This window comes from Roseobacter sp. S87 (assembly GCF_055693285.1).
Genome location: NZ_JBVFTR010000004.1, coordinates 3,571,821 through 3,584,503, shown reverse-complemented (window position 1 = coordinate 3,584,503; position 12,683 = coordinate 3,571,821). Strand labels below are relative to the sequence as shown.

The 12,683-nt window shown below is 58.7% G+C and carries 13 protein-coding genes and 2 pseudogenes; 8 read left to right on the top strand and 7 right to left on the bottom strand.

All coding sequences use genetic code 11. The features are described 5' to 3' along the window. The first annotated feature begins 244 nt into the window (after positions 1-244). Both ACZ1HA_RS18595 and ACZ1HA_RS18590 read left to right on the top strand, forming a co-directional pair. Entirely contained in the window at positions 245-1,015 is a 771-nt protein-coding gene (locus ACZ1HA_RS18595; RefSeq protein ID WP_472714953.1) for an MlaA family lipoprotein, read from the top strand. Between the two features lies 1 nt (position 1,016). Continuing rightward, entirely contained in the window at positions 1,017-1,616 is a 600-nt protein-coding gene (locus ACZ1HA_RS18590) for an MlaC/ttg2D family ABC transporter substrate-binding protein (protein WP_472714952.1), read from the top strand. A gap of 65 nt (positions 1,617-1,681) precedes the next feature. On the opposite strand, the gene ACZ1HA_RS18585 is transcribed toward ACZ1HA_RS18590, so the two are convergent. Further along, positions 1,682-3,883: a transglycosylase domain-containing protein gene (locus ACZ1HA_RS18585; RefSeq protein ID WP_472714951.1), complete on the bottom strand. Its 2,202-nt coding sequence runs from the start codon at positions 3,881-3,883 to the stop codon at positions 1,682-1,684. 257 nt (positions 3,884-4,140) lie between these two features. Between ACZ1HA_RS18585 and ACZ1HA_RS18580 the strand changes: the two genes are divergently transcribed. From ACZ1HA_RS18580 to ACZ1HA_RS18570, 3 genes are all read left to right on the top strand, one after another. Next, positions 4,141-4,479, top strand: coding sequence for a P-II family nitrogen regulator (locus ACZ1HA_RS18580; RefSeq protein WP_298840163.1), 339 nt, complete (start codon positions 4,141-4,143; stop codon positions 4,477-4,479). Between the two features lie 27 nt (positions 4,480-4,506). Beyond that, positions 4,507-5,814, top strand: a complete 1,308-nt coding sequence (locus ACZ1HA_RS18575; RefSeq protein WP_472714950.1) for an ammonium transporter — start codon at positions 4,507-4,509, stop codon at positions 5,812-5,814. A 162-nt stretch (positions 5,815-5,976) separates the two neighbouring features. Beyond that, positions 5,977-6,444, top strand: a complete 468-nt coding sequence (locus tag ACZ1HA_RS18570) for a hypothetical protein (protein WP_472714949.1) — start codon at positions 5,977-5,979, stop codon at positions 6,442-6,444. 48 nt (positions 6,445-6,492) lie between these two features. Here the strand turns inward: ACZ1HA_RS18570 and ACZ1HA_RS18565 are convergent. The 3 genes and pseudogenes from ACZ1HA_RS18565 to smpB all read right to left on the bottom strand — a co-directional run bounded on the left by ACZ1HA_RS18565 (position 6,493) and on the right by smpB (position 9,084). Next, a pseudogene (locus tag ACZ1HA_RS18565) lies at positions 6,493-7,676 on the bottom strand (amino acid aminotransferase). After that, the gene (gene sseA / locus ACZ1HA_RS18560) at positions 7,676-8,530 is read right to left on the bottom strand and encodes a 3-mercaptopyruvate sulfurtransferase (RefSeq protein WP_472714948.1); all 855 of its coding nucleotides are present in this window, start codon (positions 8,528-8,530) and stop codon (positions 7,676-7,678) included. Before sseA ends, ACZ1HA_RS18565 begins: the two are co-directional and overlap by 1 nt. Positions 8,531-8,595: 65 nt before the next feature. Continuing rightward, positions 8,596-9,084, bottom strand: a complete 489-nt coding sequence (smpB, locus tag ACZ1HA_RS18555; protein ID WP_375229213.1) for an SsrA-binding protein SmpB — start codon at positions 9,082-9,084, stop codon at positions 8,596-8,598. A 130-nt stretch (positions 9,085-9,214) separates the two neighbouring features. Here smpB and ACZ1HA_RS18550 point away from each other — a divergent pair, with 130 nt between their 5' ends. Beyond that, positions 9,215-10,069, top strand: a complete 855-nt coding sequence (locus ACZ1HA_RS18550) for a hypothetical protein (RefSeq protein ID WP_472714947.1) — start codon at positions 9,215-9,217, stop codon at positions 10,067-10,069. 181 nt (positions 10,070-10,250) lie between these two features. Further along, a pseudogene (locus tag ACZ1HA_RS18545) lies at positions 10,251-10,630 on the top strand (histidine triad nucleotide-binding protein). 4 nt (positions 10,631-10,634) lie between these two features. On the opposite strand, the gene ACZ1HA_RS18540 reads toward ACZ1HA_RS18545, so the two are convergent. From ACZ1HA_RS18540 to ACZ1HA_RS18530, 3 genes are all read right to left on the bottom strand, one after another. Continuing rightward, positions 10,635-11,285: a DUF1523 family protein gene (locus tag ACZ1HA_RS18540; RefSeq protein ID WP_472714946.1), complete on the bottom strand. Its 651-nt coding sequence runs from the start codon at positions 11,283-11,285 to the stop codon at positions 10,635-10,637. 15 nt (positions 11,286-11,300) lie between these two features. Then, the gene (locus tag ACZ1HA_RS18535; protein ID WP_472714945.1) at positions 11,301-11,564 is read right to left on the bottom strand and encodes a hypothetical protein; all 264 of its coding nucleotides are present in this window, start codon (positions 11,562-11,564) and stop codon (positions 11,301-11,303) included. 116 nt (positions 11,565-11,680) lie between these two features. Then, entirely contained in the window at positions 11,681-12,145 is a 465-nt protein-coding gene (locus ACZ1HA_RS18530) for a MarR family winged helix-turn-helix transcriptional regulator (RefSeq protein WP_472714944.1), read from the bottom strand. Positions 12,146-12,250: 105 nt separating this feature from the next. On the opposite strand from ACZ1HA_RS18530, the gene ACZ1HA_RS18525 reads away from it, so the two are divergent. Next, complete coding sequence (locus ACZ1HA_RS18525) at positions 12,251-12,679, top strand: organic hydroperoxide resistance protein (protein ID WP_472714943.1); 429 nt, start codon at positions 12,251-12,253, stop codon at positions 12,677-12,679. Positions 12,680-12,683: the final 4 nt, after the last annotated feature.

Genomic DNA, 12,683 nt, shown 5'->3' with positions numbered 1-12,683 from the left:
TGCCCGCCCGGTGCTCATTACCCGTTGAGTCTGCTTCACTTCTGTCACCCTTGGCGGTAATGTTTCAACCGCCGATGGTTGCGATTTTCACGATCTGCCAACATTTAAACGGTATATTCGCCGGCGGCGGGTTTCACCCATGTCGCTCAACTGCCACAACACCAGAAATCCATGCAAGCGCCCTCTGGGCTTTGCGGATATTATGCCTAGTTACAGCACTGATCAGATTCGCAGGATTGCACCATTGTCACTTTCACGTATTCGCCACGCCTCGGGCCGCATTTTTCTGGCTCTTACGGCAGCTCTTTTTGTCAGCGCCTGCGCCACCACGCAGGATGTCGCGACCCGCAGCGACGGGATCAATGATCCCTATGAGTCCACAAACCGCAGCATTCACGCTTTCAACAAAGGCCTCGACCGTAACCTGATCCGGCCTGTCGCCAAGGGATATGGTGCTGTTGTGCCGGTGGAATTCCGGAACCGGGTCAATGACTTCTCGGAAAACCTGTCCACGCCGGGCTACATGGTGAACAGCCTGCTGCAGGGCGATTTCAAAAGCGCCGGGGTATCGCTGGTCCGCTTCGTGATGAACACAACCTTGGGGCTCGGCGGTTTTGTTGATGCAGCGACCGAATTCAACATCACATCGCGCGAGACAGATTTCGGCGAGACGCTGGCTGTCTGGGGCAGCGGTGAAGGTGCCTATATCGAACTCCCGGTTTTCGGCCCTTCAACACAGCGTGACACCGTGGGCCTCGTGGTGGACTTCTTTACCAACCCGCTGACCCTCGCCACAGTCGACGACGAGCCGGAACGCTATATCCCGCCCACCGCTCTGGCGTTGTCAGTGCTTAACGACCGTGAGAAATTCAGCCGCCAGATCGATTCTATTCTGTACGAAAGCGCGGACAGCTATGCGCAGGCCCGCCAGATTTATCTGCAGAACCGGCGTTTTGAACTCGGTGAGGAAGAGCCTGCAGACATCGACCCCTTCACAGACCCATTCGGAGAGTAACGTGACTGTTTCGCTCACAAGACGCACTCTGCTGCTTGCTGGCGGCGCAACTACCCTGATCGCAGCCTCGCCCGCCGCGGCGCTGACGGAAGCACAGGCGCGCTCGCTGGTGGACAAGGTCATCGCCGAGATTGATGTGGTCATCCGTTCGCAGAAGTCAGATGCCGCGATCCTGCGCGATCTGGAGAAGCTCTTCGCCCGATACGCCGATCTCGACATCATGGCGCAATACGCCCTTGGTGCTGATGGCCGCTCCGCGAGTGCTGCTGACAAGCGTGCCTTCACCGATGCCTTCAAGGGCTACGTCACGCGCAAATACGGAAAGCGGTTCCGCGACTTCATCGGCGGGCGTATCGAGGTTGAGAGCACACGTGAAATACGTGCAGGCTATGAGGTCAAAGCCAAAGCCTATCTGGAAGGTCAAAGCCCGTTTGATGTGGCCTTCCACATCTCTGACCGGTCCGGCCGCGATCTGGTGTTCAACATCTTCATTGAGGGTGTGAACCTGCTGCTGACCGAGCGTACAGAAATCGGTGCAATGCTCGACCAGCGCAACGGCAATATCCGGCAGCTTGCCAGCGACCTGCAGGGACTGGGCTGACAGGTTTGCCGCCCGGCTGATAGTCCTGTCCGGCAGAATATCAGGTTATTCCGCCGGCATAGTCTTCAGCGGTCAGAGCCGCTCCGTGCGACAGGCGGGGGTCTGTTGCCGGAGTTGCTGCCCAAAATGTCTCGCAACAGATTTTCCAGCAAACCACCGACGCCACCACCGGTCCCGCCGCCCTGGCCCACACCGGGATCACGCGTTTCGCCCCGGGTGTCCGGGCCCGTCATGGGCAGAGGCCGGGCTGGCACACCTTCATGTACGCGCTGCATCGTCTCGCGCCAGATCTCTGCCGGCAGACCGCTCCCGGTCACACCGGTCAGGGGGGTATTGTCGTCATATCCCATCCAGACGCCGGCAACATAATCAGCAGAGAACCCGACGAACCAGGCGTCCCGGGCCGCCTGCGTTGTGCCGGTCTTTCCGGCAAGCTGGCGTCCGCCAAACCGCGCCCGCTGGCCGGTTCCTTCGGACACAACCTTTTCCATCATCCAGATCAGCTGGCGTGCCGCATCCTCCTGAACAACGCGTTCGCCGATGCCGCCACCCGTGCCCATCAGCGGTTCTTCGTCACCCAACAGCCGCAGATCCACAAGGCCGTAGGGTTCAACCGAGGATCCACCATTCAGAATGCCCGCATAGGCACCGGTCATGTCGATCAGTGTACTTTCCGATGCGCCAAGAGCCAGCGCAGGGCCGGCGGCAAGATCGCTCTGAAGGCCAAAGTCGCTGGCAACCCGGCGCACAAGATCGCGGCCAACGAACTCCGACACTTTGACGGCCGGAATATTCAGACTGTCCTTGAGGGCGCGCGTCAGCGTCACAGTGCCATAGTGTTTGTTCGTATAGTTCCGCGGTGACCACGGCCCGGAGCCGGGAATGTCGATGGTCAGAGGTGCGTCCTCAACGGTGTCATTGGGCGAATACCCCAGATCCAGCGCCGCAGCATAAACAAACGGTTTGAACGCAGAGCCGGTCTGACGTTTGGCCTGTACAGCGCGGTTGAACGCCCCATCTACCTTTGTCCGGCGGCCACCGACCATTGCGCGCACAGCCCCGTCAGCGGACATGACCACAATGGCGGCCTGCGCTTTACTGCCGGCCCGGACCTTGTTGTCGAACACCCATTTCAGCGCTTCTTCGGCACCCCGCTGAATACGCTGATCCAGTGTCGTACGGATGATGACGTCCTCGGTCGTCTTGCGGGTGAAGAATTCCGGACCGGTGGACATGACCCAGTCTGCGAAATATCCACCCGAACGCGCTTCAGCTGCTTCCGAAAGCTGCGCAGGGTTATCCTGATAGCGGGCGGTCTCGGTGTCTGACAGGTATCCCTGCTCGTTCATCAGCCGCAGGATCGTTGCCGCCCGGTTGCGGGACCGCGTCAGATCATTTGTCGGTGCAAACCGGGTCGGCGCCACAAGCAGTCCCGCAAGCATTGCCGCCTCGGCCGGATCGACATTCGCTGCTGACTTGCCGAAATACCGCTGGCTCGCGGCCTCAAACCCACGTGCGCCGGCGCCCAGAAAAGCCCGGTTCATATAAATGGTAAGGATTTCGTCCTTGGAGTACCGCGCTTCCATGGCCAGCGCGTAAATCGCCTCCTTGGCTTTGCGCTGGATTGTGCCACGGCGGCAGTCGCGTTCGTATTCGGCCTCGGACTGTGTCCCCGGATCGTAAGGCACCCCAAGACACAGCAGCTTGGCCGTCTGCTGCGTGATCGTCGAGCCGCCATGGCCGGACAGCGGTCCGCGCCCTTCGCGCAGGTTGATGCGCACCGCGCTGGCGATCCCTCTCGGACTGACCCCAAAGTGGCTGTAGAATCGTTTGTCTTCTGTGGCGACGATTGCGTTTTTCAGATGTGGGGAAACGGTCTGGGCTGTGACGGCACCACCGAACTGATCCCCCCGCCAGGCGAAAACCTGGCCTTCGTAATCCAGCAGCGTCACCGACCCGCGCGCACGTCCGTCCAGCAGTTCATCCACAGCAGGCAGCGTTGTGTAGTAGTAGCCAACAAACAGGGCGAGGACCGCACCCGCCAGAAAGCCCACACGCCACGTGATCCTCCAGATCAGATGCAGGATCCAGCGCACCAGCCGCTGAACAAGACCAACGAGCCCCCGACGCTGCGGACGCGCTCGCCGGCGCTGTTTGGCCGGTTTCCTTTTTGCCGTACTGGCTTTGCCGCGTTTCTTTGCGGGGGACGCCTTACCGTAGCGCCTGTCAGCCACCAGCGGCTTCCTGCCTCTGGGTGAATCACTCATGAAGAACCTGCCCGGCCCACTGTTGTTTTGCGCACCATACCCGGCTTTTACGGGATTGTTGAGGAGAACTCTCACCGCTCGCGCATCATTTTTGTGCACATTTTTTAGGCTAATTCTTACATCCGATCATTTTTTGTGCAAAACCGCTCGAATTTTAGAGACTCCGGGGCCCACGATCTTCCCTGTCCGGACCTCCAGAGGCCACACCTTCGGGCACAGAACCGCAGGAATACCTGCTCAAGTCGAGGGGACGTCAGGTGAAACTCATCATTGCAACAATCAAGCCGTTCAAGCTGGAAGAGGTCCGCGAAGCGCTGACCGATGCCGGCGTGCGCGGGATGATGGTCACGGAAATCAAAGGCTTCGGGTCGCAGTCAGGTCACACAGAGATCTACCGCGGTGCCGAATATGCCGTGAATTTCGTGCCGAAAGTCAAAATCGAGATCGTGGTGCCTGAAAGCAGCGTCGACCAGATCGTCGATACCATCACAAAGACAGCGCACACCGGCAAGATCGGTGACGGCAAGATCTTTGTGCTGAGCGTAGATCAGGCCGTGCGCGTCCGCACCGGCGAAACCAATGAAGATGCGCTGTAAAGCGGCAGCAATTCAGGGATAAGACTTATGAAAAACTTCAAGACACTTGCCATCGCAGGCGCGCTGATCGCGCTGCCGTCGCTGGCGCTGGCACAGGATGCCGCACCGGGCTTTGACGAGATTGGCCCCTATATCATGACCACGCTGCTGTTCTGCATGGCTGGTTTCCTTGTTTTCTTCATGGCCGCCGGATTTGCCATGCTGGAAGGTGGTCTCGTCCGTTCCAAGAACGTGACAATGCAGATGACCAAAAACATCGGACTCTTTTCGATTGCCGCGATCATGTACTGGCTCGTTGGTTTCAACACGATGTATCCCGGCGATTTCAATGGCTACTTCGCGATTGGCGGCCAGACCGTTCTGGACCCCGTGGGCGTTGCCGCAGCCGATGCAGCGCTTGATTACGCATCCGTTGGTTCGGATTTCTTCTTCCAGCTGGTGTTCGTCGCGGCAACTGCGTCCATCGTTTCGGGTGCGCTTGCTGAGCGTATCAAACTCTGGCCCTTCCTGGTCTTCGTCGTCGTACTGACAGGCTTCATGTACCCGATTTCCGGTTCCTGGCAGTGGGGTGGCGGCTGGCTGTCCGAAGCAGGCTTCTCTGACTTTGCCGGCTCGACCGTTGTGCACTCTGTCGGTGGCTGGGCTGCGCTTGCCGGTGCGATCGTGCTGGGACCGCGTCTGGGCAAATACAAAGACGGCAAAGTAAACCCGATGCCGGGCTCCAACCTCGCGCTTGCAACTCTGGGTACGTTTATCCTGTGGCTGGGCTGGTTCGGCTTCAACGGCGGTTCTCAGCTGGCGATGGGCACCGTTGGTGACGTGTCTGACGTCTCCCGTATCTTTGCGAACACAAACATGGCAGCCGCCGCAGGTGCAGTCACCGCACTGATCCTAACCCAGCTGATGTTCAAAAAGCCGGACCTCACAATGGTCCTGAACGGTGCGCTGGCTGGTCTCGTGTCGATCACTGCTGAGCCTCTGGCACCCACACTGTTTGGTGCTCTGTGGATTGGCGCAATCGGTGGTGTGATCGTGGTGTTTACAGTTCCGATGCTCGACAAACTGAAGATCGACGATGTTGTCGGCGCGATCCCGGTCCACCTTTTTGCCGGTATCTGGGGCACCATCGCCGTGATCTTCTACGGTGAAGCAAGCCTCGGCACACAGCTGCTCGGCATCATTGCCTACGGAGTCTTCACCTTCGTGGCATCACTGGTGGTCTGGTTCATCCTCAAGGCGGTCATGGGCATCCGTGTCAGCGAGGAAGACGAGATCAACGGTCTCGACACCTCCGAGCTGGGCATGGAAGCCTATCCGGAATTCGCAAAAGGCTGATTTTCCTCTCCTCCCGAGGAACAGCACTGGCCCGGGCGCTCGCGCCCGGGTTTTTTATTCTGAAATCTTATTCAGTTTCACACGATCCTCTCGATCAGGCCCTATTCATGTCGCACTACCAACGAAAAGACTGAAAATGCGTTCTATGATCGGTTCAAACACATGAAACAGACACTTTCAGATGCCGGGTTTGACGCAAGGCTGTTGTTGTTGATCCCCTTTTCCACAGTCTTGATGGTGTTGTTTCTTGTTTTTGCGGGCATGTACCTTTCCGCCGGTGAATTCAGCAGAACGCTTTCCGAAGAATTTAACATGTTCTTTTCTTTTTTGGCTTTGGGTCTGATAGCGGCAGCACTTGCCTGGCAGTGGACATTGCCACCGGCATTGGCATGCTGGCTTACCAGCCGGCTTGTTTTTCGGCGTCTGGGCATGCCCCCATATCCGTCCAGCATATTGGGCGGCTGTCTGGCTGCTGGTTGTGGCATGATGGGAATGCCCGGTGGATGGCCACCAGATCCGACGGATGCCAACTACATGCTGCTTGCCCTACCGGCCCTTGCGGGCGGTGCTATCTCTGCAGCCATCATATATCGAAAGCCAAAGCTACCACGCCCGTCTATGTATAGCTGACGGATGTACGTCTGGCTTCTTAACAGGCTTCAATCAATGCGTCAGTTTTCAGACACCCGCGTCGATGATCGCTTTCGCCAGTACCGGGATCGTCTCCGCATTCAGGCCCGCGATGTTCATGCGGCTGTCGGCGACCATGTATATCCCGTTGTCTTTGCGCATCTGCTCGACCTTGTCCTTTGTCGTGCCCAGACGCGAGAACATGCCCCGGTGCTGCGCCAGAAAACCAAAGCGGTCGGAGCCTGACAGGCGCTGAAGCTCGCCAGCCAGCTGGCTGCGCAGGCCCAACATGCTGTTGCGGACCTCTTCGAGCTCGGCCATCCAGTCCGCGCGCAGGGCATCATCGTTCAGGATCATCGTCACAATCCGCGCGCCATGATCGGGGGGAAGCTGAAGTTCTGCCGGTTCAGGAACGCGAGGGTGTCCTGATGCAGCTTGCGCGCTTCCGCGTTCTGGCTGACGGCCATCAGCAGGCCGGTGCGTTCGCGGTAAATACCGAAGTTTTTGGAACAGCTGGCGGCAATGATGCACTCGGGCACCGATGAGGCCACCAGACGTGTTGCGGCAGCGTCCTCCTCCAGACCATCCCCAAACCCCTGATACGCAATGTCGATCATCGGCACAGCACCGGTTTCCAGCAGCACGTCGACCACAGCCTGCCATTCCGTCATGTTCAGGTTTGCGCCTGTGGGGTTGTGACAACACCCGTGCAACAGCACCACGTCACCCGCCTTTGCGGTTTTCAGATCGGCGATCATGCCGTCGAAATCCACACCCCGGGTGTCCTCATCGAAATAGCGGTAATCGACGCGTTCCATTTCCAGATAGTTCAGGATCGACAAGTGGTTGGGCCAGGTCGGGTCCGACACAAAGATGCGCGCGCCCGGTCGCGCCATGCGCACCAGCTCAAAGGCCTGCCGTACCGCGCCTGTGCCACCCGGTGTGGCAACAGCGGCAATGTTCTCCCGCGCCACGCTGTCGGCCAGAACCAGCCGCACCATCGCGTCGCCAAAGGCCGGATCGCCGGCCAGCCCGGTGTAAACCTTGCTGTCCTGCGTTTCCCACAGCTGATGTTCCGCCGCTTTGACGGCGCGCATCACCGGCGTCAGACCCGTGGCATCCTTGTAGACACCCACACCAAGGTCGATCTTGGTCGGACGCGGGTCGTCCTTGAAAAGCTGCATCAGGGTCAGAATGCCGTCCGCGGGGCGTTCTTTCAGGGTTTCAAACATCAGGCTTCTCCGGTTGCCACAGGGACCGTGGGGAACATGCCCCATTCAGCCCAGGATCCATCATAAAGGGACCATTGCGCATGGCCCATCCGCTCCAGCGCGAGCGCCAGAATGGCCGCCGTCACGCCGGACCCGCATGTCGTGATCACAGGTTTGCTGAGATCGACACCGGCCGCCTCGAAAACGGCGCGCGTATCTTCGGGCGACTTCATCGTTTTGTCATCGTTCAGCAGTGTCGTGAAAGGCACCGAACGGGATCCCGGGATGTGACCTGGCCGCAGACCTTCGCGCGGTTCAGGTGCTTCGCCACGAAACCGGATCGCCGCGCGCGCATCCACGATCGCATGGTCCTTCAGTTTCGATGCTGCCGAAACCTGTGTCACATCGCGCACAAGGTGGTTCTGGAACCGGACGGTCATGTGTCTGTCCCGCACAACAGGCGGCATGTCCTCGGTCGGGTGCCCTTCGGCCTGCCATTTCGGGAAGCCACCGTCCAGCACGGCCACGTTTTCCTGGCCCATCAGCCGGAAGAGCCACCACACACGCGCGGCCGACAACAATCCGGCACCATCATAGACCACCACCTGGTGGCCGTCGCCGACGCCCATGGCGCGCATGCGTGACATGAACTTTTCGACGGGCGGCGCCATATGCGGCAGATCCGAACGGCTGTCTGAAATCTCGTCGATATCAAAGAACCGTGCACCCGGAATATGCGCCTCGTTGTATTCGTCACGCGCATTGCGTCCGGCCTCGGGCAGATACCAGGATGCATCCAGCACCCGCAGGTCAGGATCCTTCAGGTGCTGCGCCAGCCAGTCGGTGGAAACAAGCGTTTTCGGATCATCAGACATGAGGCGGATTCCCGGAAAATGAAAACGCCTCTGCCTAACGCTACGGGGCCTCGCTGGCAAGCCCGTCAGCCGTGATCCTTGAGCAGGCGGGACTTCTGGCGCGACCAGTCACGCTTGGCGGATGTTTCACGCTTGTCATGCAGTTTTTTGCCCCGCGCGACGCCAATTTTGATCTTGGCCATACCGCGGTGATTGAAATAGAGCACCAGCGGCACAAGGGTCATGCCTTTGCGCTGTGTCGCGTTCCACATGTCAGACAGCTCTTTGCGGCTGACCAGCAGCTTGCGGCGGCGGCGCTCTTCGTGCTGAAAGGTCTTGGCCTGTTTGTAGGGCGCGATATAGGCATTCACCAGCCAGAGCTCGCCGTCCTCAACCGCAGCATAGCTTTCCGCGATGTTGGCACCGCCCTCACGCAGCGATTTGACCTCAGAGCCTTCCAGAATGATCCCGCATTCCAGATCCGTCTCGATGGCATAATCATACCGCGCGCGCCGGTTCTCGGCGACGACCTTGTAGTTCGGGTCTGATTTTGAAGCGGATTTAACCTGTGCCATGCGCGCAGACTTAGGCGCTCCGGAGGGCGCGTGCAAGCCGCGTACACCCGCAGAACGGGAAGGACATACCCAGATCGTCCTGAATAGTGTATGCAGGGTCCCAAGATAAACAGATCACCTGAAGCGCTGGATGTTTAACCCGACCGCAGAACTGGCCTCGTCCTTTGCCAATCACCTGTCTGACACGTTTCTGGATTACTTCTCGGGACGTGAGCCGGAATATGCTGCCTTCATCAGTGGCTGCGCCCGGATGGTGCTGGAACGGCTGGGCAATTCTGATGCGCTGTACCACAACGCAGAACACACCATCATGGTCACACTGGTTGGTCAGCAGATCATGCGCGGGCGGCTTGTTACCGAATCTGTGCAGGCCGAAGACTGGTTGCACTATGTCGTGGCCCTGCTGCTGCATGACATCGGCTATCTGCGCGACATTGTTGACGGTGATGAGGAAAACCTCGTGGTGATCAGCCCGGAAGGCAACACCATCAGCCCGCCACGGGGAGCATCGGACGCATTTCTGTCACCCTACCATGTGAACCGCGGGATGATGTATGTGCGCCAGCGTTTCGCCGGCACGGACATTATTGACGAAGAACGGATCGCAGCAGCGATTGATTACACCCGGTTTCCGGTGCCGGATGATCCCTGGTACGGATCGACGACCAGCGAACCGGCGCTGTTACGTGCCGCGGATCTGATCGGACAGATGGCGGACCCGTTTTATCACCGTAAAATCGGTGCGCTTTATCAGGAATTCAGCGAAACCGGGATGAACGACGAACTGGGGTACGAAAGTGCCGTTGACCTGATGGAGCAGTTCCCTGACTTTTTCTGGTCACGGGTCCAGCCCCTGATCGGCCCCGCACTGGGACACCTGGAACAGACGATGGAAGGTAAACAGTGGGTAGCGCAGCTTTATAACCACGTCTTTCAGGTAGACCACCGCTCTTCGATGCTGGGTCCCTTTACGGGTCCCGGCTGAAACAATCCGATCCTGATCAGACCAGGCGCTGCAACCTCAAAACGATAATGACCTGATCCGGTATTCCGGGTTTGAGAATTGCCGCTGTATAGGCGAAGGTGCGGGTGCCGGAAACGCCACTGTTGTCCCGACCCGGTGCCCACACTGGCGTGCACCTTCTGACCGACACAACGGAGAGACGATGAGTTATTCCTACGACGACCAGAACATCTTTGCGAAAATTCTGCGTGGCGAGATTCCCAACACAACCGTGCTGGAAACCGAACACAGCCTTGCATTCCGGGACCTGTACCCGCAGGCCCCGACCCATGTGCTGGTCATTCCCAAAGGCCCCTATGTCAGCTTTGACCACTTTGCCGCCGAGGCGAGCGACGCAGAAATTGCGGATTTCACGCGGGCGGTCGGCGAGGTTTGCCGTCTCGAAGGCATCACGCTGACAGCAGGCGAAGGCTTCCGGATGATCTCAAACGCCGGGGCGCATGGTGTTCAGGAAGTCCCGCATCTGCATGTGCATGTGCTGGGGGGCGCCCCATGGGCCGGATGGTGGCAAAAGCGGACTGACGGGTCAGTATCCGCGCCGCTTCTCGGACCACCACCGCCGCAGACGACCCCGCTTTTCCGCGACGGCATCCTCTGTCGCTTCCCAGTTGTCCTGAAGCTCCTCAAGGGTGGGATCAATGCGGCGCGCGCGAAACCGGCGCCAGCGCACCCAGAGGCCGTACCAGACCGCCGCAACAAGTGTGAGGATCAGTACATTGCGCCACGGCAGTGGTTTCGACGCGTCCGGACCATCAACCGGCCAGACGGAAACCGCGTTGGGAAAGATCGAAAAAAATTCGTTGCGCCAGCCATAGTGGCGCACCGCGACGTACTGCGGGTCGGCGGCGGTCGAACGCAGATCAGCCGCTTCTGCCTGAAGGTTGGAGGTGTCAAATTTAAAATAGGGCGGCCAGCTCCAGCCGGTGTCCTCATTGCGGTACACCATTACCCGGTCACTGACCTGCCGGGTCTGAATAAAGAAAACATCGCGCCCGGTTGCATCAGCAGCACTGCCTGCATCACCGCCCGACCAGAAAAGGCTGTTCATGCCCGGTGTCTCGCGCTTTTCATACGTGTCCGTGATCCGCACAATATCGACCTGGGGCAGCGTGTAATGAAAGAAACCGGCCACCGTCAGCCAGAAGGCAACAATGATGCTCCACTTGATGTACGCCATGTGTGTGGTTCCCTCTCAGGCGGAATTCGTCAGATAAATCAGCAGTGCAAGCGCCGCGGTCGGCAGAACGTAAACGCCCAGAATAAGGTTGCGCTTCAGGGGACGATGATAACGCTCAAGACCCGCACGGACAAATTGTGCCCGTGACCCGTCTCCTTTGCCTGCATCCCATGTGGCCTCCAGTTTTTCGCGGCGCCGCGCGCGGAAAAAGAACCAAAGACAGGCATAGACGACCGACAGAACAACAAAACCCATCAGAAATAGCCTGGCGATTGCCATTAATGTTGTCCTTTTTCGCTGTGCTCAGCACCGGATATAGTCATGTAAATAACATTTACATCCTTCCGGACCATTTATCGCACCTGCATGTCAAATGACGCCAACAGGGGAAAGCCCTATTTGCCGCGATGCGCCTGCATGTGGCGGGTCAGTCTGCGCAGACGCGCCTGCAATCTCACCAGTTCGCTGGTCTGCATACCGGTCGCTTCGAGAATGCGGGACGGTACATGCGCTGCGCGGGCTTCGAGCGCACGACCGGCATCCGTCAGGCCAACCGCAACGCGCCGTTCATCCGCTGGGTCGCGGCGGCGCGTCACCAGGCCCGCATCCTGCAAACGCTTAATCAGCGGCGTCAGCGTATTGCTTTCGAGGCTGAGACGCTTGCCGATGTCGCCAACAGTGAGGGGCTCATCCTTCCACAGATTCAGCATCACAAGATACTGGGGATAGGTCAGGCCAAGCGGATCAAGCAATGGCTTGTATTGCCGCGTGAAAGCCTGCGACGCCGCATAGAGATCAAAACAGATCATCTGCTCCATCGGGTCGTCGCTGCTGGCAGGGTGTGAGTGTTCCGGGTTCATACCACCCCACTATATCGCAAGCGATTAAATCGCAATGTTGACATTTACTTCTCACTCTTTTACATCGTGCACGATATAATCGCTCACAATTAAAAGGATGCTCCGATGCCAGCTAAAGTTCTCTACCGCACAAGTGCGACCGCAATAGGCGGCGGCCGTGAAGGGACCTCCGCCGTCGATGATGGCAGTTTCACAGCAACGCTCGTAACTCCCAAGGAACTCGGCGGCGCCGGTGGTGAGGGGGTGAACCCTGAGCAGCTGTTTGCAACGGGCTATGCCGCCTGCTTTCTGGGAGCTTTGCGGTTCTATGCCGGACAGAAAAAGATCGACGTACCGGATGATGCCTCCGTCAGCGTGAGCGTCGGTATCGGCCCGCGTGAGGATATGGGCTTTGGCCTCGATGTCGCGATCAGCGTTTCGTTGCCGGGCGTCGACAGCGACGTGGCCAACGATCTTGTTGAAGGCGCGCATATTGTCTGTCCCTACAGCCACGCAACACGGGGCAGCCTGAATATCACGCCAAGCCTGGCGTAAGACC

Bases quoted from the DNA above. Each gene is read 5' to 3' on its own strand.
- ACZ1HA_RS18540 (WP_472714946.1), bottom strand. From the start codon at position 11,285: ATGGCGTACATCAAGTGGAGCATCATTGTTGCCTTCTGGCTGACGGTG.
- ACZ1HA_RS18530 (WP_472714944.1), bottom strand. From the start codon at position 12,145: ATGAACCCGGAACACTCACACCCTGCCAGCAGCGACGACCCGATGGAG.
- sseA (WP_472714948.1), bottom strand. From the start codon at position 8,530: ATGTCTGATGATCCGAAAACGCTTGTTTCCACCGACTGGCTGGCGCAG.
- smpB (WP_375229213.1), bottom strand. From the start codon at position 9,084: ATGGCACAGGTTAAATCCGCTTCAAAATCAGACCCGAACTACAAGGTC.
- ACZ1HA_RS18550 (WP_472714947.1), top strand. From the start codon at position 9,215: ATGTTTAACCCGACCGCAGAACTGGCCTCGTCCTTTGCCAATCACCTG.
- ACZ1HA_RS18575 (WP_472714950.1), top strand. From the start codon at position 4,507: ATGAAAAACTTCAAGACACTTGCCATCGCAGGCGCGCTGATCGCGCTG.
- ACZ1HA_RS18535 (WP_472714945.1), bottom strand. From the start codon at position 11,564: ATGGCAATCGCCAGGCTATTTCTGATGGGTTTTGTTGTTCTGTCGGTC.
- ACZ1HA_RS18585 (WP_472714951.1), bottom strand. From the start codon at position 3,883: ATGAGTGATTCACCCAGAGGCAGGAAGCCGCTGGTGGCTGACAGGCGC.
- ACZ1HA_RS18525 (WP_472714943.1), top strand. From the start codon at position 12,251: ATGCCAGCTAAAGTTCTCTACCGCACAAGTGCGACCGCAATAGGCGGC.
- ACZ1HA_RS18570 (WP_472714949.1), top strand. From the start codon at position 5,977: ATGAAACAGACACTTTCAGATGCCGGGTTTGACGCAAGGCTGTTGTTG.